This window comes from Dictyoglomus thermophilum H-6-12, assembly GCF_000020965.1.
In the GTDB taxonomy this organism is placed as follows: domain Bacteria; phylum Dictyoglomota; class Dictyoglomia; order Dictyoglomales; family Dictyoglomaceae; genus Dictyoglomus; species Dictyoglomus thermophilum.
Genome location: NC_011297.1, coordinates 238,873 through 260,234 on the forward strand (window position 1 = coordinate 238,873; position 21,362 = coordinate 260,234).

General features: G+C 30.2%; 27 protein-coding genes and 1 pseudogene. 4 read left to right on the top strand and 24 right to left on the bottom strand.

Annotation, left to right across the window (positions count from 1 at the left end; all coding sequences use genetic code 11):
* Positions 1–2 precede the first annotated feature (2 nt).
* From DICTH_RS01075 to DICTH_RS10305, 4 genes are all read right to left on the bottom strand, one after another.
* Positions 3–704, bottom strand: a complete 702-nt coding sequence (locus tag DICTH_RS01075; RefSeq protein ID WP_012546943.1) for an ABC transporter ATP-binding protein — start codon at positions 702–704, stop codon at positions 3–5.
* The gene (locus tag DICTH_RS01080; RefSeq protein WP_012547856.1) at positions 647–2,044 is read right to left on the bottom strand and encodes a radical SAM protein; all 1,398 of its coding nucleotides are present in this window, start codon (positions 2,042–2,044) and stop codon (positions 647–649) included. The genes DICTH_RS01075 and DICTH_RS01080 overlap by 58 nt, the downstream gene beginning before the upstream one ends.
* A 68-nt stretch (positions 2,045–2,112) precedes the next feature.
* The gene (locus DICTH_RS10195) at positions 2,113–2,250 is read right to left on the bottom strand and encodes a hypothetical protein (RefSeq protein WP_012547030.1); all 138 of its coding nucleotides are present in this window, start codon (positions 2,248–2,250) and stop codon (positions 2,113–2,115) included.
* Between the two features lie 86 nt (positions 2,251–2,336).
* Positions 2,337–2,468: a hypothetical protein gene (locus DICTH_RS10305; RefSeq protein ID WP_012548745.1), complete on the bottom strand. Its 132-nt coding sequence runs from the start codon at positions 2,466–2,468 to the stop codon at positions 2,337–2,339.
* Between the two features lie 219 nt (positions 2,469–2,687).
* Between DICTH_RS10305 and DICTH_RS01085 the strand changes: the two genes are divergently transcribed.
* From DICTH_RS01085 to DICTH_RS01100, 3 genes are all read left to right on the top strand, one after another.
* The gene (locus DICTH_RS01085; RefSeq protein WP_012547377.1) at positions 2,688–3,098 is read left to right on the top strand and encodes a hypothetical protein; all 411 of its coding nucleotides are present in this window, start codon (positions 2,688–2,690) and stop codon (positions 3,096–3,098) included.
* A 572-nt stretch (positions 3,099–3,670) separates the two neighbouring features.
* Entirely contained in the window at positions 3,671–4,015 is a 345-nt protein-coding gene (locus DICTH_RS01095; protein WP_012547861.1) for a nucleotidyltransferase domain-containing protein, read from the top strand.
* Complete coding sequence (locus DICTH_RS01100; RefSeq protein ID WP_012547197.1) at positions 4,012–4,416, top strand: HEPN domain-containing protein; 405 nt, start codon at positions 4,012–4,014, stop codon at positions 4,414–4,416. The genes DICTH_RS01095 and DICTH_RS01100 overlap by 4 nt, the downstream gene beginning before the upstream one ends.
* Before the next feature lie 45 nt (positions 4,417–4,461).
* On the opposite strand, the gene DICTH_RS09660 is transcribed toward DICTH_RS01100, so the two are convergent.
* From DICTH_RS09660 to DICTH_RS09675, 9 genes are all read right to left on the bottom strand, one after another.
* Positions 4,462–4,713, bottom strand: a complete 252-nt coding sequence (locus tag DICTH_RS09660; RefSeq protein WP_012548411.1) for a hypothetical protein — start codon at positions 4,711–4,713, stop codon at positions 4,462–4,464.
* Positions 4,714–4,818: 105 nt separating this feature from the next.
* Positions 4,819–5,229 carry a hypothetical protein gene (locus tag DICTH_RS09665; protein WP_143707851.1) on the bottom strand — a complete coding sequence of 137 codons (411 nt, stop codon included), beginning with the start codon at positions 5,227–5,229 and terminating at the stop codon, positions 4,819–4,821.
* 23 nt (positions 5,230–5,252) lie between these two features.
* Positions 5,253–6,014 (bottom strand): ABC transporter permease, encoded by a 762-nt coding sequence (locus tag DICTH_RS10390; protein ID WP_012548579.1) that lies wholly within the window; start codon positions 6,012–6,014, stop codon positions 5,253–5,255.
* A 6-nt stretch (positions 6,015–6,020) separates the two neighbouring features.
* Entirely contained in the window at positions 6,021–6,371 is a 351-nt protein-coding gene (locus DICTH_RS10215; RefSeq protein WP_012547800.1) for an ATP-binding cassette domain-containing protein, read from the bottom strand.
* Positions 6,359–6,712 carry an ATP-binding cassette domain-containing protein gene (locus DICTH_RS10220; RefSeq protein ID WP_012547020.1) on the bottom strand — a complete coding sequence of 118 codons (354 nt, stop codon included), beginning with the start codon at positions 6,710–6,712 and terminating at the stop codon, positions 6,359–6,361. The genes DICTH_RS10215 and DICTH_RS10220 overlap by 13 nt, the downstream gene beginning before the upstream one ends.
* Before the next feature lie 37 nt (positions 6,713–6,749).
* Complete coding sequence (locus DICTH_RS10395) at positions 6,750–6,989, bottom strand: ATP-binding cassette domain-containing protein (protein ID WP_201763768.1); 240 nt, start codon at positions 6,987–6,989, stop codon at positions 6,750–6,752.
* Positions 6,990–7,624: 635 nt separating this feature from the next.
* Positions 7,625–8,002, bottom strand: coding sequence for a 4Fe-4S cluster-binding domain-containing protein (locus DICTH_RS01125; protein WP_012547242.1), 378 nt, complete (start codon positions 8,000–8,002; stop codon positions 7,625–7,627).
* Positions 8,003–8,587: 585 nt separating this feature from the next.
* Positions 8,588–8,920: a hypothetical protein gene (locus tag DICTH_RS10080; protein WP_012548660.1), complete on the bottom strand. Its 333-nt coding sequence runs from the start codon at positions 8,918–8,920 to the stop codon at positions 8,588–8,590.
* A 13-nt stretch (positions 8,921–8,933) separates the two neighbouring features.
* Positions 8,934–10,310: a ligand-binding sensor domain-containing protein gene (locus DICTH_RS09675; protein WP_012547773.1), complete on the bottom strand. Its 1,377-nt coding sequence runs from the start codon at positions 10,308–10,310 to the stop codon at positions 8,934–8,936.
* 430 nt (positions 10,311–10,740) lie between these two features.
* Between DICTH_RS09675 and DICTH_RS01140 the strand changes: the two genes are divergently transcribed.
* Entirely contained in the window at positions 10,741–12,252 is a 1,512-nt protein-coding gene (locus tag DICTH_RS01140; RefSeq protein WP_012548237.1) for a hypothetical protein, read from the top strand.
* 9 nt (positions 12,253–12,261) lie between these two features.
* Here DICTH_RS01140 and hepT read toward each other — a convergent pair whose 3' ends face one another.
* The 11 genes and pseudogenes from hepT to DICTH_RS09795 form a co-directional block, all read right to left on the bottom strand.
* A complete protein-coding gene (gene hepT / locus DICTH_RS01145; RefSeq protein WP_012547123.1) occupies positions 12,262–12,678 on the bottom strand; it encodes a type VII toxin-antitoxin system HepT family RNase toxin in 417 nt (138 codons plus the stop codon).
* Positions 12,678–13,106 carry a nucleotidyltransferase domain-containing protein gene (locus tag DICTH_RS01150; RefSeq protein WP_012547512.1) on the bottom strand — a complete coding sequence of 143 codons (429 nt, stop codon included), beginning with the start codon at positions 13,104–13,106 and terminating at the stop codon, positions 12,678–12,680. Before DICTH_RS01150 ends, hepT begins: the two co-directional genes overlap by 1 nt.
* A gap of 7 nt (positions 13,107–13,113) precedes the next feature.
* A complete protein-coding gene (locus tag DICTH_RS01155) occupies positions 13,114–14,823 on the bottom strand; it encodes an ABC transporter ATP-binding protein (protein WP_081428044.1) in 1,710 nt (569 codons plus the stop codon).
* Positions 14,824–15,152: 329 nt separating this feature from the next.
* Complete coding sequence (locus DICTH_RS09905; protein ID WP_012547759.1) at positions 15,153–15,602, bottom strand: hypothetical protein; 450 nt, start codon at positions 15,600–15,602, stop codon at positions 15,153–15,155.
* Between the two features lie 193 nt (positions 15,603–15,795).
* Entirely contained in the window at positions 15,796–15,942 is a 147-nt protein-coding gene (locus DICTH_RS10230) for a hypothetical protein (protein WP_012548369.1), read from the bottom strand.
* Between the two features lie 8 nt (positions 15,943–15,950).
* Entirely contained in the window at positions 15,951–16,628 is a 678-nt protein-coding gene (locus DICTH_RS01165; RefSeq protein WP_012548370.1) for an ATP-binding cassette domain-containing protein, read from the bottom strand.
* Positions 16,629–16,961: 333 nt separating this feature from the next.
* The gene (locus DICTH_RS01170; RefSeq protein WP_012547544.1) at positions 16,962–17,750 is read right to left on the bottom strand and encodes an ABC transporter permease; all 789 of its coding nucleotides are present in this window, start codon (positions 17,748–17,750) and stop codon (positions 16,962–16,964) included.
* Positions 17,740–18,534, bottom strand: a complete 795-nt coding sequence (locus DICTH_RS01175) for an ABC transporter permease (RefSeq protein WP_012547472.1) — start codon at positions 18,532–18,534, stop codon at positions 17,740–17,742. The genes DICTH_RS01170 and DICTH_RS01175 overlap by 11 nt, the downstream gene beginning before the upstream one ends.
* Positions 18,531–19,082 (bottom strand): AAA family ATPase, encoded by a 552-nt coding sequence (locus DICTH_RS01180; protein ID WP_236608287.1) that lies wholly within the window; start codon positions 19,080–19,082, stop codon positions 18,531–18,533. Before DICTH_RS01180 ends, DICTH_RS01175 begins: the two co-directional genes overlap by 4 nt.
* Positions 19,059–19,557, bottom strand: a pseudogene (locus DICTH_RS10340) (ATP-binding cassette domain-containing protein); the annotation flags it as partial. The pseudogene DICTH_RS10340 and the gene DICTH_RS01180, both read right to left, overlap by 24 nt.
* Before the next feature lie 30 nt (positions 19,558–19,587).
* Positions 19,588–20,637, bottom strand: a complete 1,050-nt coding sequence (locus DICTH_RS09795; RefSeq protein WP_012547867.1) for a glycosyltransferase — start codon at positions 20,635–20,637, stop codon at positions 19,588–19,590.
* Positions 20,638–21,362 lie beyond the last annotated feature (725 nt).

The following is a 21,362-nucleotide window of genomic DNA, read 5'->3' on the forward strand; positions in this document are numbered from 1 at the left end:
TTTTAACCTCCCCCTATTACATCAAGAAATAATTCCTCAAGATCTCTATATTTTCCAAGAATTTCACTCTTCATATCATCTACTAATATCTTTCCCTCTTTTATAAGAATCACTCTATGAGCAAGTTTTTCTAGCTCTCCCAAATCATGAGAGGTCAATATTACGCTTTTTCCTTTCTGATTTAAATCAAGAATTAATTCTCTCATATTTTTTCGAGAAATAGGATCAAGCCCACTCATAGGTTCATCCAAAACTAAGAGATCTGGATTTTTCAAAAGAGCTAAAAGAAAACTTAGTTTTCTTTTTGTCCCTTTAGAATAAGTATAGACCTTTTGAGACAGAAAATCTAAAATTCCTAACTTCTCTGCATAAACTTCAATATCATTTTTTTCTACTCCTCTTCCAAGAAGTTCAGCATATATCTTTATATTCTCCCATCCTGAATACTTTTCCCATAAAAGATCTTTCTCAAGCATTACAGAGATGATTAAATTATTAACCTTTTCTATATTCCCAGAAGTAACATTGAATATCCCTGTTAAACAGCGAAGAATAGTAGTCTTTCCTGCTCCATTTGGACCCAAAAGTGCTGTAATCTCTCCTCTTACTATATCAAAGGAAATATTTTTTAAAATTTTCTTTCCATTTATTTCTTTTGAAAGATTTCTAATAGAAATGAGTTTTTCAGAAATTCTTTTCTCCATACACATTTGTCTTCTCCTTCCCCATATGCTTTCATTAAACCTCTAACTAGACAATTATTGCAAAACCACAAATTTTCGCATTCTTTACATATTCTTTTATTTGGTGCAGGAATTTGAGAAATAATTTCGAAATACATCGAATAAGTTTGTAAAAAATTCTTTAAAGAGTTCCCAGAAAACTTTAAATTGCCTATACTCATATCTGACATTTGGCAAATTTTAACATCAAGATTAGGAGAGAGAGTTATGCCAGATCTTCCAACACCACAATTTATCGAATCTGACATAATTTCTTCTTCAATTACTGATATAAAATTCTTACCATATTTTTCGATTAAATTTTCTATATTTTTTTCAAACATAGCAAAGGCTTTATCGTCAAGAGATATTATTAAATCATTATTAGACTTAGCTCGCCCAATAGGAGCAATAGGACCAAAAGCGACTGCGGTAGCTCCAAGTTTATAAGCAATTTCAGCAACATCTGCCATTTGCTCAACATTAAGTGAAGTTACATTACATACGACTCTCACAACTATTCCTAAATCTGATAACTTTTTTATGCTGTCAATCGCTGAATAGTAAGCTTTTTCATTACCTGTAAACCAACGTACATACTCTGGAGAACTTCCGTGAAGATCTATTTGTACAACTACTCTTTCTCTATTATAGTATAAAAGTTGACATATCTCCTCAGAGAGATTACTCCCATTAGTAAGTAAGCCAATTAATTCGAAATTATAAGTAAACAATTTCTTGAGAAATTCTTCTATATTTGAATAAACAGTTGGTTCTCCTCCTGTCAATTCTATTTCTCGTATTCCTAATTTATATGCTTCTTCAAGTATAGAAAGAATAACATCTGTTTTCATTTCAGATAACATATATATAGAAGAGTTATTGTAACAATGTTTACATTGATAATTACATCTGTAAGTTAATTCTAAGACTAAGCCAAATGGAACTAAATAATCCCAACTTCCTGTTTTTGTAAAACAAGAATTTTTTATTTCATATTTATTTTTGCATTCAATCACAGAAATACCGTATCTATTATAAAGACGTTCAAAAAATATTGATATATTTCTAAAAACATTTTCCTCTGTGTCATTATATTTTCTACAGAAATAATTTACTATCTCAGAAAGACTTAAAGGTTCATACATCTTTTCAATAATTTCACCAGCAACTTTATTTAATTTGATTGCAGCCTGTTGTTTAAGACGACCTCTCTTAGGAAGTTTTTTAGAATCAAAACATAAAAAAGCATACTGAGGTTGTAAATGCAACCTTAGATTATCAACGTCTAGTTTTAGATAAACATTACTATCCAGGTTCATGCCTTTTAATCTTAACCTCCTTTTCTTATTTTAGGTGCCGCTTTTTCAGCGGCACCTAAAGCTATAACCTATCTTAACCCTACAAATCCTACAAAAGTGGCAATCCATGCAGCTTGTACTTTGCCAGGACACCACCTACAAAATCCACATCCAGTACACCCAGCACACCAATTTTTTTCTACCCCAATAATTTGAGGTTCAGGCATTTCCTTCACCTCCTTTCTTCCTTATAAATTAAAAATCTCTAAAAATCCAATCAAGGGTCCAGAGATTATTAAAACCAAGGGAATCTTCATAGTATCTTGGATTCTTTTTTCTTGTTATCATCTTCTAAAGGGTCTGCATATATAACTTTAATAGAAAGTATTAACATGAAAATTATTAAAAGTATTGAAAGAAATATATTTTTATCCTTCTTTTTCATTTTACATATTCCTCCCACTTAAACTTTTAATTTCCACTTTACCTTTTTGCATATGACTTTCAACTTTACCCTACTTGGGAATGTTGATGAAATCTTAATTTTAATGGGGCAAAATTTTTGTATTTTTAAGTTTTTTTGAAGATAAAGCGTTTTGGTAGTAAATTGCTTAGATTAAAGGATATGATATAATTAACAAAAAGTTTTTCCCAATTTTGAGATATGCCCAAGGAAATTTCTTATATCAATAAGATCATATCCACATATGGATCTTATGCGAAACCGTTTTTAAACTGGATTTTAGAAACAGGCAAAATTTCTTCAACTTGGAAAGCTTATTTTTGGGCATTGAAATTATATTGGAAAGGGGAATACCTTTTAGCTTTAAGTAAATTAGAAAAAGCCCTTAATAAGTGTAATAATAGTAAAACATTATATTATCTTGTTCTTACGCAAAAACTTGCATTCTTATTAAGAGTAAATAGTAAAGAAGGGGTAGAGCTCTTTCACAAATTAAAACGAGAATTCCCTTATATTCCATCTTACGTAAGGAATATTACATCTTCAACTCTTATTAATTACTACAATTCGTTTCTTTCTTCTAATTCTTCAAAGTTTCGTATTTGGACATAAAATGCAAAATCTTGATTTTTGATCAATTTTACTAACTGAGAAAGTATGCTGACTACACCACTCTAACTCTAAAAAACCTTCACATTAATAAATCAATAAAATTTTTCAAGGATATATACGCTTTTAAAGGTCTTCAAAGAATAAATACCTAAAATAACTATAAGAATCATAAGATATATAAATGACCAAAATATACTAATTATGGAATTAAAACCTAAAGTAGATCTTACCAAATTTAAACAATGAGTTATAGGATTTATAAGTAATACCGAAGTATATATAGGATGTAAATTATCTGTGGAGTAATATACGGGTGCAAAGAGTAGAAAGAACCACGAAAGCAAAGGAATTATACCTTTAAAAGAATATCCATTTTCTGCAAGAGCTATTGGAGAGGGTAAGATAAGATGGAAAGAGATTTTTGAGCTTTGTGAAACTATAGGTGGAACAGAATGGTATATAATAGAGTATGAAAATCTTAGATTTCCGGCTTTAGAGATGGTAAAATTGTGTTTGGAAAATCTTAGAAAATTAAAGCGAGAGTCACTATAATTGTAGAAGGTTTTTGTATTATGGATAAAACAATTAATTATTTAAATGAAGTCGAAAAAGCCATACTTAAAGAGCTGAAAGTGAAGCTTTTAGAACTTTTGGGTTCTAATTTTATATCTATGGTTCTTTTTGGATCAAAAGCGCGCGGTGATTATGATGAGGATTCTGATATAGATGTGGTAATAATTGTGAATTATTTAGATAAAGACATAAAGGATAAAATTCTTTTAAAGGTTACGGAGTTAGAGACTAAATATGGCATAGTTTTGTCGACCTTAATACTTTCTAAGGAGGATTTTGAGTATCTGAAACAAAGGGAAAGAAGGATTGCTCTTGATATTGAAAGAGAAGGAATTGAAATATGAAAGAGGAGAATATAAGGATAAGTGTGAAAGAAGAGATAGAGAGAGCTAAAGAGGCTTATAAATCCGCAAATATTTTGTTTGAAAATGATCTTATAAAGGATGCCATATCACGTTTGTATTATTATGCTTTACATATGGTAAGAGCCCTTCTTTTTACAAGGGGATTTGAACCTAAAAGTCACGAGGGGGCTTTAAGACTTTTGAGTTTGTATTTTGTTAAAGAAGGAATATTTGAGCCAGAGATTGCTCATATCTTCTCAAGACTTATGAAGTATAGAGAAGAGGCAGATTATAATCCTTTCTATGTATTTTCTAAAGAAGATTTTTTAAACTATAGGAAAGAAGCTGAAATTTTAGCAAGTGAGATTGAAAAATATCTCGCAAAAGTTGGTTTGTTATAGTTTAACTTTGTGAATATTGAGCTTTTTAAAAAAGCTAGCATTTACTTAGTAAAGATTAATATTTCCAATATGCCTTGCTTTACGTTCTAAAAATTTAATTATAAATTGGCCTAAAAGGAAATACATTATAAGTAATCCGATTTCAGAGACTATGTAGGGTATTGCCATAGATATTTTATCCTGTATTATTAAGTTGAGACCTTCCATAAGATGGGATAGAGGAAAAATCTGAGATAGATATTTCAAAAATGTTGGAAATCTAGAGATGGGTATATTAACACCGCTTAAAAGAATCATTAAAATCTCCATTCCGTTAAGAAGCATAATTTATATCTCTGGTTAATAGTCCCAAACTTGCTATAAGACTTCCAAAAAGGCTCACTGATATAACTCCTATTATTATCAATAAGAAAATAAATACAAATTGATATGGGGGATAGTATATTTGAATCCTGTAAGGATAATAGTAAGCCCAATTAATACTGTAATGAAAGCATTGATAATATGGAAAAATATTTTTTGAGCGATGATTCTTAAACGAGATCGAGGGCTTACAATAAAATACATCAAAGTACCTTGTTGCCTTTCGGAGAAATAGATGATGCCTATTCCTTTTAAAGCACTTATTGAGGAGAGAAGGATGGCGTTACCTAAAATAAAAACTGCAATATTAGTTTTTTCTTTATATCCATACAATATTAAGAAGGAATAAAAAAGAAACCTAAATATAGGATTAATTACCTTTTCAATCATATAAGCCTTTGGATTTAGCCACAATGAGACTCCTTTGTAAGCTAACCAAGAATTTCTCAAAAAAATCCACACTCTTTTGAGCTTTAAATACCTCCAAAGGTTGCATCTTTCCTATTTTTTCTCTCTATGTATTTAAAGAGAAAATGCCCTACAAGTAGATATAGTACACTTAAGATAATAGAATAGTAAAATTCTTTTTCAATACTATTACATTTTTGCACAGAATTTTTTAGGAATGACACACTCCACCTAATGGGAAGGATATTAGAAATATATTGGACCCATGAAGGAAGAATTTCCACAGGAAATAGAATTCCAGATATAAAGTATATTGGATATAGAATAGAGGATATCAGGGCAAAAGCATTTCTAGATAATGTAAATAAAGTTGCAGTTAAGAAAGAAATTGCTAAAAGGGAGAGTAAGAGGGAAAATAATGAGAGCAAAAATAAGTCAATACGAGAGATTATTAAAGGGATTCTTAAAATTAATATGGAATAAATTATAACTATTGCAAAAGAGATAAAACCTATTAAGGTATTAGCTAAAATTTTGGAAAAGATTATAAATTCAAATCTTATCGGGGTAACTGATACAGCCTCAAGAGTTCCTGATAGTCTTTCCCTCTCAATCTCGATAGCGGATGAATAACAAGCAAGTCCCCACAAAGAGGCAATTCCACTTCCCCAGATTATATAGACCATCTCTTTGCCTGAATATATAAAGTATAAGAGAGTGGAAAAGAATATGGGCATAATAAAGATAGAAAATTTATATAAATTTCTCGAGAAAGATATTTTGTAGTGGATTTTAAATATAGAGAACAAAGCCCTAAAATAGGTCATTTCAGACTACTCTCCTAACAATTTTAAGTATACATCCTCTAAAGATATCTTTTTTACAATAAGGTCATGGATTGGAATTCCCTTCAAGTTTGTGAAAATATTAGATATAGCTGTAGATTCTGGAGTAATAACTAGGATAACTTCTAAGAAGTTTTCATTTTCATGTATTTTTAAATTTTTGACATATTTTAATTTTTCAAGTTCATTTAATTTTGCCTTAAAATGTTTATCAATTAATAGCTTAATCTCAAAACTTTCCGAATATTTACTCTTTAAAGAGGCTGGCGTGTCTATGGTTATAATTTCTTCACTTTTAAGAAAAGCAATTCTATCACAAAGTTCTTCTACTTCCTGCATGTAATGACTCGTAAAAATAATGGTTTTTTCATATTTTTTAATCTCTTAATTATATTTCTGATCTCTCTTGCTCCTATAGGATCAAGACCAATAGTAGGCTCATCTAAAAAGATGATTTCAGGGTCGTTAATAAGTCCTCTTGCAATCTGTAATTTTTGTTTCATTCCTTTTGAATATGTTTCTACCTTATCTTTTAATCTATTACTGGGTAAGCCAACAATTTCAAGTAATTCCTTTATTTTTTCTTTTCTGTTTTTATAGGGTACACCGTATAGATCAGCGAAGTACTCCAAATTTTCAATAGCGGACAACCTCGTATAAAGATTTCTTTCTCCTCCCATAACAAAATTTATACTCTTTCTAACCTTCTCAGGTTCTTTATGTTATGTCGTAGCCTAAAATTTTTACCTCACCACTGGTAGGTAAAAGTAAGGTACTAAGAATTTTTATAGTGGTAGTTTTTCCTGCCCCGTTAGGTCCTAAGATTCCAAAAATTTCTCCCTTATTTACTTGAAAGGATATTCCTTTGAGAGCAATTATTTTCTCTGGTTTCTTTTTAAAATCAAATATTCTTATTTTTATTAAGTATTTCCTATATAAATCCTTAACTTCTATTATTGACTCCTTTTATGACCTCCCTCAACCAATAAGCTTCAAAGCATCATCAGCACTTTCTCCACAAAAAATGTTATAGATAAGATTATGAAACCCAATAATAGAAGCTCCTTTACTGTTTTGATGTCTCCCAACTAAATAAACTCTTCCTATAATCTTTCCGTTCTCTATTATATGATATTCTTCCCATCTTTTTCGTTAGAATTAGAAAGTGAAAATTCTGCTCCTGGAATGATAAATAAAGGTGGATATTTATCAGGTGGAACCTCAATGGTATTTCCTAAAGATATCGCTTTCCCCGAATTAAATAATCCTTCAGTAATAATTACATATTCCTTCCATTCCTTTTCGGAGAGAAAATTATATATCTCTATGAAATTTTCCTCTGCCTAACTCACAATGCATTTTTAGTTTTACTCCTCGGAATTTAAAATTTTTTTCCCTCAAAATTTTACACGCAGTTAAGAAATTTTTTAACCATGTCTCTCATTAGACTTATACCTAACGTATTATGGGACTCTATTTCTTCACGCGTGAGAACAGTTTTTTTAATGTGATTTACATATCTATATAAGCTTCCCGCATGATGTTCGTCACAAGATAGATGAATTTCTACATTTTCCTTTACTATTCCCAAGTTAACTAAATTTTCTATGGTCTCTTTTACTCCTTCCTTTCCTTTTTTTAAAGAGATGACACCTTCTACCACTTGTAAAAATATATATTGGAATAGACCTTTCGAAATTTTTATAAGTCAAAATTTTAATAACTTCTGATAATCCTTTATATTCTAATGGTTCACCCCCAGTAAGTCTTATTTCTCTTAGTTTATTAAAATCTACTTTCCTCCAAAAATTAATGTGCCATTCTGTAGGTAAGTAAAAACCTAAAAATTTATTATAAGACCAACAATGAGCACAACTCCCGCTACAAGAAGGATTTAGGAAATAAACAACTTCCCATCCATTAGGATGTATTTTTTTATTATCAAAGTCCAAATATAATGGAAGATTCATTTTGTTTTAAGTATTATGATAGTATTCATACTTTTTCCATATAAGCCCTTCTATTACTTGTTTTGCAAAAATAGGTAGTATCCTTTTCCCTTCCTTTCTTCCTTTAAAATTAAAAATCTCCAAAAATCCAATCAAGGCTCCGGAAATTATTAAAACCAAGTGAAACCTTTGTAGTATCTTGGATTCTTTTTCTTGTTATCACCTTCTAAAGGATCCTCATATGCAATTCTCATAGTAAATATGAGCCTCACATATTCCTTTCACTTAAACCTTTTGTTTTCACTTTACCTTTTTGCATATGACTTTCAAATTTACCCTACTTGGGAATGTTGTTAAGATCTTATTTTCAAGTTTTATTTTTTTATATTTTTCAATTTTTTGTAATTTGAGTGTTTTTTGTAGAAAAATATTTGTATATGAATTATCTTTTTAAGAAGATTTATACTCCAGTTCCTTTATATCTTCTGGTACCTCCAAAAGGAGAAAAGTAATAACATAGATCCATATAAATATACAAAAACAAGGAGCAGGGTTTTGCCCTGCTCCTTGAAATTTTTAAAAGAAAGATTTTAACAGACTAACTTCTCACTTAGTTGGATATGGTCCTGTGTTTCCATTGCTATCCAGTTTTATTATGTAAACATCGATTCCACCTGCACCAAAGGAGGTTGTACCTCCTGCAACTATATATCCCCCATCTGATGTTTGCTGAATTGAACATGCCAAATCATTATCACTTCCACCGAAAGTTTTCTCCCACATTTTATTTCCATCCTTATCCAGTTTTATTATGTAAACATCTACTCTTCCTGCACCAAAGGAGGCTGTACCTCCTGCGACGATATATCCGCCATCTGATGTTTGCTGAACTGAAGCTGCCACATCATCACTTTTTCCACCGAAAGTTTTTTCCCACATTTTATTTCCATCCTTATCCAGTTTTATTATGTAAAAATCGTTTCCTCCTGCACCAAAGGAGGTTGTAAACTCCTGCGACAATATATCCCCCATCTGATGTTTGCTGAATTGACCATGCCCGATCATCACTTTTTCCCCCAAAAGTTTTTTCCCACATTTTATTTCCATCCTTATCCAGTTTTATTATGTAAACATCGATTCCTCCTGCACCAAAGGAGGTTGTACCTCCTGCAACTATATATCCGCCATCTGATGTTTGCTGAATTGAAGCTGCCCCATCATCACCTTTTCCGCCGAAATATTTTTCCCACATTTTATTTCCGTTACTATCCAGTTTTATTATGTAAACATCTACTCCTCCTGCACCAAAGGAATATGTACCTCCTGCGACAATATATCCCCCATCTGATGTTTGCTGAATTGAATATGCCCCATCATCACTTTTTCCGCCAAAAACTTTTTGCCAAGTTATCACTTCTTGTGATGAAGATGGTTGAGTAGGTTTTGAAGATTCACCTGCGTCCAGTTTTATTATGTAAACATCGATTCCTCCTGCACCAAAGGAGGTTGTACCTCCTGCAACTATATATCCCCCATCTGATGTTTGCTGAATTGAATTTGCATAATCATTACCACTTCCACCGAAAGTTTTTTCCCACATTTTATTTCCATTCCTATCCAGTTTTATTATGTAAATATCTTCTCCACCTGCGCCAAAGGAGGGTGTATATCCTGCGACGATATATCCGCCATCTGATGTTTGCTGAATTGAATTTGCCACATCATCACTTTTTCCGCCGAAAGTTTTTTCCCACATTTTATTTCCATTGCTATCTAGTTTTATTATGTAAACATCTTCTTCTCCTGCACCAAAGGAATATGTACCTCCTGCAACTATATATCCCCCATCTGATGTTTGTTGAATTGAACATGCCAAATCATTATCACTTCCACCGAAAGTTTTCTCCCACATTTTATTTCCATCCTTATCCAGTTTTATTATGTAAACATCTGCTCTTCCTGCACCAAAGGAATATGTGCCTCCTGCGACGATATATCCGCCATCTGATGTTTGCTGAACTGAAGCTGCCACATCATCACTTTTTCCCCCAAAAGTTTTTTCCCACATTTTATTTCCATCCTTATCCAGTTTTATTATGTAAAAATCGTTTCCTCCTGCACCAAAGGAGGTTGTAACTCCTGCGATGATATATCCCCCATCTGATGTTTGCTGAATTGAATATGCCCCATCATCACTTTTTCCCCCAAAAACTTTTTGCCAAGTTATTCCTTCTTGTGATGAAGATGATTGAGTGGGGTTTGAAAATCCACAAGACAAAAGAAGGATTAAGATTAATGGAATAATTTTAATATACCCTTTTAAATTCATTCTCTTTTACCCCCTTTTAAAGATTTGAGAGAGAAAGGAGAATGAATAGTTGTAAGAGATGTTATTACATTTTATTCTTGGCTATTAGTTTGACTTCTTTAAATTTTTTGTTATTATTTTAATCAATTTTAAAAAAATTTCAATATTCATATACTATCATATACTATTTTCACTTTAGTTTTTTATGCAAAAGACACAATGGGATATTTGTCATCAAAGGATCAAGCTCAATTGACCATCAATAAGCTGTAAAAATAATTTTTGAGTTTTTCTGTTCTATAGCTTGTGTGAATTGATAAAATCTTTATTTTAATAAAGCAAAATTTTTATGTTTTTAAATTTTTTTTGAAGATAAAGCGTTTTGGTAGTAAATTGCTTAGATTAAAGGATATGATATAATTAACAAAAAGTTTTTTCCCAATTTTGAGATATGCCCAAGGAAATTTCTTATATCAATAAGATCATATCCACATATGGATCTTATGCGAAACCGTTTTTAAACTGGATTTTGGAAACAGGCAAAATTTCTTCAACTTGGAAAGCTTATTTTTGGGCATTGAAATTATATTGGAAAGGGGAATACTTTTTAGCTTTAAGTAAATTAGAAAAAGCCCTTAATAAGGGCAATAATAGTAAAACATTATATTATCTTGTTCTTACGCAAAAGCTTGCATTCTTATCAAGAGTAAATAGTAAAGAAGGGGTAGAGCTCTTTCACAAATTAAAACGAGAATTCCCTTATATTCCATCTTACGTAAGGAATATTACATCTTCAACCCTTATTAATTACTACAATTCATTTCTTTCTTCCAATTCTTCAAAGTTTCGTATTTGGAGTAATAGATATTATTCTAATCCTTCTTCTTTAGCTTTTGTCTTCTTAGGTAAGGCAGGAGAGGAATTAAGAAAAGGAAACCTTAGAAGAGCCATATTTTACTATGTTAAAGCTTTTAGAACATCCCTATCTATTCCCCATCCAACAGGAATTATCAATAGTTTAAACAATATCTCTTGGAATCTTAAAGAAAGACATCCTAAATTTTCTCTATCATTAGCTAAAAAGGCTGTTTATTACTGTGCTTTATATAGGGAAGATCTATCTTATGATTTTGCTGTTCTTGATACTCTTTTTGAAGTACAGAAGATTAATAATGATCTTTCTATTTGTGAGACTTCTATGATTATTAAGCACTATTATAACTTTTTGTCGGATTCTTCTGGAAATTACAATAAACAGCACTACAAAAAAACCCTTGAATTCTCCAAAAGATTTTGTTTTGATCTGTCTTCTTCTAAAAACAATGAAAAATGGTTGGATTTAAACGAGGATATTAAGCCTGATTTTAATAATCTATCTTTGGATATTTTGGCTGAATTAAAGAGAATAAGCATATTTAAGGATTTCTGGAGAACCATAGAATTACTAAATAATATATCAAAGGAAGAAAGAAAAATTTTGATCCTCTCAGCCTTTATGAGTCTTTGTAATAGAAAGAAGCTATTCCCCTCTACCTCTAAGAAGATTAAAGATATATTGGATTTCTCAGAGAATATTAAAAGACTCATTAATTTTGCGAAGAGGGATTTTGAAGTTATGAAATTCTTATCGTATATTTCTAATGACCATCCCTTCTTTAAAGCAAGAATGGATTTGGCTAAAAAGTTTTTGGAAGATTTATATCCTGAGAAAAGAGATCTTTTTATAGATTTTTATCTCTCTTTGGAAGAGAAAGGAAGAGAGTTTATAGACACTTTTGTGAGGAATTATGTAAGATATGATAGAGATTGGCATATTAAAATACCTACTCCAGAGGAAATAGTTCCTTTTGTTAAAGAATTTCAGCTGAAGGAACTGCCTTCTTCTTTAGCTTATTTTTGCTTTGAGAAGAGAGAAAGAAGAAATTTCAATAAAATAATTAATGAAATGATGGTTAATGCTTAATACTACAGTTTAAAAAATCCTTTTAATTGCCTCTATAAAATCAGTGAAGTCTTTAATATCCTTTTTGGCATACTCATAAACTTTTTGATCTTCTATCTCCCAATATCTATGAACAAGTTTATTTCTGAATCTTATCATATTTCTTAATCTCTCCGAGAGATCTTTATCTAAGACTTTCTCTTTTTCAAGGATTTCTATGCATTCTCCTAAGCTGGAAACTCCCTTGTTGAATCTTTTAGCACAGATGTGAACACATATCCCTCCTAAGGCTTCTATAGCCTGGAGAAGGAAGTATTTTAAGGCTGCTATATTTCTCTTGTCAGACCAGAATTCATTTACATCTAAGGAGGTTAATTTTTGAATCTCCTCTAAGGATTCATTGATGTCAGAAATTCTCTGTTTTATTTTTTCAATATCTATCTGCATCAAGGAAGAAGCTCCTTTAAAGATAAGTAGGATATATACTCATTACTAATGGCTTCAAGGGATGTTGTTTCTATTAAATCTGTAAGGAATTTTTCGTCTCTTGTAAAAAGGAGAAGACCTGTTCTAAAAATGTTGTTTAAAAAAGAATTTTTGGCATAATTTAATACCCTTAAGTCAATAATCTCAAAAGGTAGGTTAATCTTTTTGGAGATTTCTTTTATCATTTTAAGTTCTAATTCCTCAATGTTTTTTTCGTCAATTTTGTTGAGATAAATACCTATGTCAATATCTCTGAAAGAAAGAGCATTTAAGAAAGATCCATATAAATATGCAAAAATTATATTCTCTTCCTCTTGAAGAATTTTTCTAATCTCATCAATAATTCTTTTTCTTTCTTTTTCATCAAGGGAGTAAAATTCCTTGTTCATAAAAATATTATATCATTGTTACTATATTTACGATTTTTCCATTCTCCAAATAAACAATTTTATTTATAAAGGTTTCCTTAGGTAAATCCTTAGGAGTAATGATGACACAAGTTGTATCTTTCATCTTTTCTTTTATAAATTTAAATATCTTTTCTTCTACCCTTGTATCTATTTCAGAGGTTGCCTCGTCAAGTATGAGAATTTCAGGATTTTTCAATATAGCTCTGAGAAAAGCAATTATCTTGTTTTGTCCTCCAGATGTTTTTACTCCTCTTTCTCCTATTATGGTGTCAAGCCCATTGGGGAATCCTTCCATTAAAAATTGGTATAAATCCATCTCTTTTAGGAGATTATTTATCTCATTATCAGAGATGTTGGGATTTGCATAGGAAATGTTATTTCTAACAGTATCATTAAATAAGAAGATATTTTGGGAAACAATTCCGATTTTTTCTCTTAAAGAGGAAAGCTTTATTTTACCTAAGTCGATACTGTCTATAAAAATTTTTCCTTCCGAAGGTTTATACATTCTAAGAAGCAGTCGGATTAGAGTAGTTTTTCCACTACCATTAGGACCTACTATTGCGACTTTTTCTCCTACTTTTATATCTAAGTTTATATTTTCTAAAACTTTATTTTTTCCATCATAGGAAAAGTAGACATTAACAAAAGATATTCCTTCTTTTAATTTATTAATTGTTATTTCACCTTCTTCTTCTTTTGCCATCTCCATAATTTCAGTAACTCTTTTTAAAGAGACAAGAGCTGGGTAAATAGTAAAATTAAAAGTAGCTAAACTTTGAATAGGACCATAAAGTCTCTGCGCATAGGCTGTGAAAGCAATATAACTTCCTAAAGTAAAGGATCCATTTATTATATCTAAACCTCCTCTCCATAGGATAAGAAGTCCGCCTAAAGCAATAAGAGTGATATTAAATTCTGAGAATAATGTAAAGATTATACTTTGTAGAACATTTTTTCTGCTAATTTCTTTAAATCCCTTTTCAATTTCCATAGCCTCTCTTTCCTCGGTAGCAAAAAGTTTAATTACTTCTGCTCCTGAAATTCTTTCTTGTACTTTGCCCATTAATTTAGCAGAGGATTCTAAAACATCCTTTGTAATATATGTAATTCTTTGAGACAAAGGTTTAAGAGCTAGATAATAAAAGGGTAAAATTGAAAGAGCAACTAAGGTTAATTTCCAATTAAGATAAAAGAGCATAAAAAGGGCAAAAATAAATTCTCCTAATCTTATTAATTGGCTTACTAATGTAGAAGAGAAGAAGAATCCTAATCCTTCTATTTCTCCAATTCTGCTTAAAAGATAGCCTGTTTGAGCTTGATCGTAAAAAGAGAAAGGTAGTTTCAAAATCTTTTTAAATAACTCACTTTTTAAAGTTGCGATAATTTCTTGGTTTAACTTTGTAAAAAGATATTGGGTCATACCAGAGAATATACTTCTTGCTATGTGAAGAATTGCCATAATAATGACCAAATTAACAAGTAACTTTGCATTTTTACTTCCTAATAAAACCTTATCGATTACTATCTTTGTTAAATAGGGAACAGGAATTGTAATAAAGGACGAGATTATAAGAAATATACTTGCGATTACAAAACTACCAAGATGAATTTTGAAATAAGGTAACAATATCTTAAGTTTTGCTAAGGAAATATCTTCTTTCTTGGGAGTAAGGAAATTAAAATCCTCTTTCATTTTTATGAATTCCCTTTTTGTATAATTTTTTCTATACTTATTTTTAACAAGATAAAAGGAAATAATAAACAATACTAAACTTTTTTAACATGAAAACTTGTTTTGTTCAAAGCGAAAATTTTTTCGTATTTCTTTACCACATTATTAAAGGAAATGAGAAAATCTTCCAAAGCTTCCCCCTTAATACATTCCTAATGTTCCTTTTCTTTTTGCATTTTTGTCAGCTATATCAAAAATCAAAATTCCTAATATGAAGAAGATTAGAGAGCTTATGACGAGCTTTGAAATATCAAGACTTAACGAGCTAAAGGGTATATTCTCTACATTATTTATTTTTTTAATAATGAAGCTCCTTGATGTATAGGAAAATATGAAAGGATTTCTTTTATCTCTGGAGTTAATAATTTCTCCTGAATAATTAGAGGAATTAAAAGAATCAAATTTAAAACTCCAAGCCAATTTCCCATACTTTTTACAACTAATACAAGTCCTGCAAGCATAAAAGCAAACCCATACAATCCAAAAACAAGAATGAAGAAGATAAGAAAACTAAGGGGATTACTAATTATAGTTACTCTATGAATTAGAGAGACTATTATGGCTATATAAAAGATATTTTTTAACGCATTAATAAAAGCTCTTACCAATAGAATACTTTTTATATCTGAACAGGATAAATGTAAATGCTCAAAAGTGCCATAATTTACTTCTTTTCCTATATCTTCTGGGATAGAGTCTATAGCAGATATTACGAAGAACCATATTATATATCCTATCATGTTATAGCTTATTACAGATATAGCTTATTACAGATTTTACCATTCCTGAACTTCCCATAAGGAAGTTAGAGGACATTGAGATAAGCCAAAAGAAGATGTAGAGAAAAATAAAAAATGGGAAGATGAGAAAGAGGTGATTTTTTAAGAAATTTTACAAAATTTCTTAACTCCGTCTGAAGTAAATATTTCACTCTTAATTCCTCCTCTCTACAAAGCTTCTAAATATCTCTTCAAAAGGCTCTCCTAAATTATGTATTTCAATAGGGACTACCAAATTTCTTTTTAATTCATCAAAAAGATTGTATATTAATTCAGGACTTGATAAGGTGATCTCTAACAAATCTGTATCTAATCTTTTTCGATCTCTTTTAAATATTCTCTATTTCCGGAGTTATTTAGGATTAACCTATACTTTGCGAAAGATATTTTTCCTATTAACTCTTTTGTGGTCCCTTCTACCACTACGCTACCTTTGTTAATTATAAGAATCCTATCAGAAACTTTCTCTATAAATCTTAAATCGTGAGATGAGATTATTAGTGTTGATACTTCTCTCAATTCTTTGACGATCTTTTCTATTTCAAATCTTGTTAAAATGTCAAGTCCAAGAAGAAGCTCATCAAGAATTAATATCTTTGGACTTGTTGAAATAGCACATATGATAGCTGATTTTTGTTGCATTCCGCTTCCTTTTAAATTAGCAAAATAGTAAACGTTTTCTCTTAGAGACGTATTCCAGTAAAGATTTCTTGATCCTTCTAAGATTACTCCTATTTCTCTCATAATATCTTTTTTATACTTTGGCATTTTCATACTTAATATTTCTATCTCTCCTTTATCAGGTGTTACAAGATCAAGAATCATTTTTATGGTTGTCGTTTTTCCAGCACCATTAGGGCCAAGAAGGGCGAATATTTCATTATTTTTTACTTGAAAAGAAACTTCATTTACCACTTTTACTTTTTTATTTCCTTTCCCAAAAGTTTTTTCCAAATTTTCCACCTTAAGTATAGTCTCATCTCTCATGGCAAGACCTCCTAATCTAAATTCACTTTAGTTTTTTTGAGAGCATGAATATATCCTTTTTTAAAAATAAGAGATAGAGCTCCTAAAGGATCCTTATGTGTATCATAGTAAATATTAGCCTCACATATTTCTTCCCTTTAAGCTTTCTACGTTTACTTTACCCTTTTTGCATATGACTTTCCTATTTACCCTACTTGAGAATGTTGATGAGATCTTGGTTTCAAAGTATTATTTTTTTTATATTTTTCAATTTTTTGTAATTTGAGTGTTTTTTGTGGAAAAATGTTTGTATATATGAATTATCTTTTTAGGAAGATTTATACTCCAGTTCCTTTATATTCTGGTACCTCTTATCCAAAGTTTATAGGCAATAATGAATAGAAATATACCTATAAAAGGAGAGATAAAAACTAATATATTGCTATTTTTTGGCCTTAAAAATATTTGAGAGGGGTAAAAAGCCACAAAAGCTATAGGAATTACAAAGCTGAAAATAAATCTAAAAAATGGATCAAATATGTCCGTTGGATATCTGGTATACTCTCTTAGTCTGAAGATAAAGTTTAATAATGGAGTAACGTTTAGCACCCAGAAAGCTACGGCAGATCCCATTACCATAAGGGATATCATAACCAGTGAGCTACTTATTAGTGAAATTATTAAAATAATAAATTTCAAAAGATTGAACTCTAAGTTTAGTTTTACCCATGCATAGGAGAGAGTAATTATGCCTATGACGAGTTGGCTCAAGCCCTTCATGTCAAAAACCTCTGCAAAATAAAAGAAGAATATATTAAGAGGTTTTAGATAATATTTTATAAAGTCACCTGAAATTAAATAAGAAGGTAAGTTCCAAAGATTATCAAAGAAAAGTTGCAAGGGAGATAAGGCAAGTAAAGAAAAACCATATATAAATAAAATCTCATAGTAACTCCATCCTAAAATATTTGGAATAGATTGAAAGATTACATATATGGATAGTAGTCCCAAAAGATTTGTAATTACCATACCAATAGTGCTAATAAAAAAGTCTACCCTATATTGCATCCTTCCTTTTATATCTTGAGCAATAAACCAAAAATATACCTTTATGTAGTACTTTAATCTGGATTTAACCACCATTTATCTTAATAAATCTCTCGGTTAGTTTGTAATATGTTCTACTTAAAGCTAAAAAGACAAAAAGCCAAAAGATTTGTACCACCAAAGAGTTTAAATAATCAAATATAGTAAGATTTTTATTGATTAAGATCTCTATGGGCATATGGTATATGGTTTTAAAAGGTAAAATTTCTAAGATTCTTCTTAGATTTTCTGGAAAAAGAGGAATAGGTATTATACCTCCTGAAAGAAATAATATTATGGAATCCTTTGTGACAGAGAGTCCCCAGATAGATTCGGTGAAAAAGGCAGTAACTCCTACAATAAAATCAATATTGAAATATATTAAGTATGAAATGATTATAGAGATCACAAAGAATACAAAATTAATACCCATGTTAATTGGCATTCTAAGAATAAACTTTAAGAGAACTAAAACTGGCAGAGTTATAGTTAGTAAATTCAGAATGACCCATGTTATTCTCTTAAAAAACATATAAATTTGAAAGTCTAAGGGCTTTGTCAAAATTATGGAGAGATTTCCACTTATCATAAGCTGAGATATATCCCAATCTACCCATGTTTGGAATAATCCAAAGATTGCAGTAGCTAAAGAAAGGTAGGTAAAAGTACTTTCAAAATTCATACTTAAATTTTCTTGTCCCAAGCTTTTATATATAGCCTTCCACAAAAAGAAAATCAGTAAAATATAAATATACTTCTCTAAGGCATTAAAAAATAGAGAAAACCTATAAACCATCCTTTCAAGGAGAAATCCTTTGGCTATATAAATGTACTTTTTCATTTCCTTGACTCCTCATAAATAAGCTTTATTACTTCTTCGGTCTGTATATCTTCTGTATGGATATCCTCTATAGGTATGAAGTTTGTAATGAACCTGAGTATTTCTAACAAATTTACATCTTGTTTTTTAAAACTTATGTCTAACCAATAAGATTTAATCGCACAGTCAGATATTACATCGTTAAATTTTTCCAATAGAAGTACTTTTATCTTATTGATCTCTTCTTCATTTACATCGTCTTTTATTCTTATTTTTGCCTTTCTATACATCTTGAATTTTTCCTTTAGATCTTCCAAAAGACCATCGTATATGATTTTCCCTTTATCTATTACAATAATACGAGGGCAAAGAGCTTCCACATCGTTCATATCATGGGTTGCGAGGAGGATGGTTGTATTTTTTCTTCTGTTTAGTTCTTTTATTAATTTCCTTACCTTATCCTTTATCAAGATATCAAGTCCTATAGTAGGTTCGTCTAAAAATACTACTTTGGGATTATGGAGAAAAGAGGCTAAGATGTCACAAAGTACTCGTTGGCCTAAGGACATTTGCCTTACAGGTTTTCTGTAAAGAGCTTCTATACCGATGATTTCCTCAAAAAGCTCTAAATTCTCTTTGAAAGTTCTTTCATCTATCTCATAAATCTCTTTCAATATTTTAAAAGATTCAATAAGGGGTAGTGACCACCAAAGTTGAGTTCTTTGACCAAAAACTACCCCAATATTTTTTTGCATTTTTTATCCTATCTTTATAAGGGATAACATTATTTATTAAAACTTCTCCACCATCTGGTTCTAAGACTCCTGTCATTATCTTAATTGTTGTAGATTTTCCAGCTCCGTTAGGTCCTAAGAAGCCTACTATCTCTCCTTCTTTTATTTCCATAGAAATTCCGTCTACAGCCTTTACATAGAAATAATCTTGAGAAAAAAGGTCTTTTACTGTACCCCAAAATCCCTCTCTTCTGTTTAATACTTTAAAATACTTCCTCAAATTATTTACTTTTATAACACTATCTACCATAGGCTTAGGTCCTTTCTTAATTTTTCCTCTTCAAGTTTTATAGGAATATAAGGGAAATAAGAGTTTTATTAAGAATAATAATCTTGTAAAATTGAACTTATAAAATAGAGATTTAAAAACAAAAAGAATAGCCTTAAACTTGTTGATCTTATGATTCATAAAACCAAAGGTAAAATATTTTCTTCCAATAATATCCTTTATCCTATTAATACATTCCTTCTTTCTTACTATTTTCTGGGAGCTTTTTATAAGGTTTTTATGAATAGAATTTAATTTTATCTGACCTAAACCTACAAAAGTAAATTTTTCTATAAATTTTCTGTTTTCCAAAACATCGTCAATTTTTACATCTCTCCTATCAAAGAAGTTATAGATATTATCGGAACCTTGGTAATAATAAAGATGATAATTGTCTATTAAACAGAAAGGATAATCGAGTATAACCCTATATACAAAATCTGAATCTTCACATACAAGTAAATCCTCATTAAACAATCCAACCTTTTCAATAACATCCCTTTCAATAACTAATGTATTAATATTGGTACAATAAGAACCACCTTTAAGAAACGATTCTTCATAGAAATTGTCTCCAAAGAAGATATACTTTCCCTCTATTTTAGGATTAAAAATGGAGATTGTTCTTTCTAATCTTGCACGTTCCTCTGATATTTCTGGATCAAAGACTCTTCTAACTTCCCCATCTTCTTTAACTGCTATCCATAATGCAAAAGAAACTTTTATGTCATAATTCTTTAAAACGTCGATGCTCTCTTCTAAATGTATCTCTGACCATTCATCATCTGAGTCCAAAAATGCTATATATTTCCCCTTAGAGTTTAATATGCCAAAATTTCTTGCTCCTGCTGGTCCTTTTTTTCTCTCGTTCTTTAAATATATTATGCGATCATCTAAAGAAATATATTTTTTAACTAAGCTTTCAGTATTATCAGTGCTTCTATCGTCTACAATTAAAAGCTCCCAATTTTTATAGGTCTGCCTTCTCACAGACTCTATAGCACGAGGAAGCAGTCTTTCTCTATTATATGTGGGAATGATAATACTAACTTCAGGGAACATGGTTAAAATAATTTAAATTTATGTAAAGGAAAAAAATCACTCTTTTAGAAATCCCCTCCCGTTTAAAATTCTCAAATAATAATTTTGTCCACCTTTTTAAAAAAGTTATTGCTTTTATTATATAAAAAAATTATAACTAAACACCATCTTTCAAGGCAGATTAGATGTTTGTTTGAGTGAAACATTCAATTTTTCTAATCTACGTGCTATTCTCTGTGAGTATTATCCTTATATCTATGTCTCCCTATATAGAGGACACTCTCTAATATTGTCTTGATATTATTCTTTAAAAGTAATTTTCTTCGCCAAATTTATTATCCTTTTTTGCTACAATTCCAAAACTTTTCTTTCAGGGTAAAGATCAGAATTAAATTTATAAGCTACGTTTCTTTCTTATTTAGAATTAATATCTTGGCTTTTTTGTTATAATCAAAGCCTATAAGGACATTTTAGTTATACAGTTCACTCTTTTTAATTTAAATTTTTCTTTTTGCTAAGATTACTGTTTGTTCGTTTTACTCTTAAGCTCAGGAAAACCATTAGCTGATGGGAAAATACCTATATCCTAAAATAGTAGATGTATTAATATCTTGTTTTATAGTAATTAATTTGATTCTATCTTTGTTTAAATATCTACCGTTGTATACCAAGGAAGATCTCTTAAATTTCTGATTGTGCCATCAAGATCTGTGACAATTACTATTTAGAATTTTCTCAATGTGGTC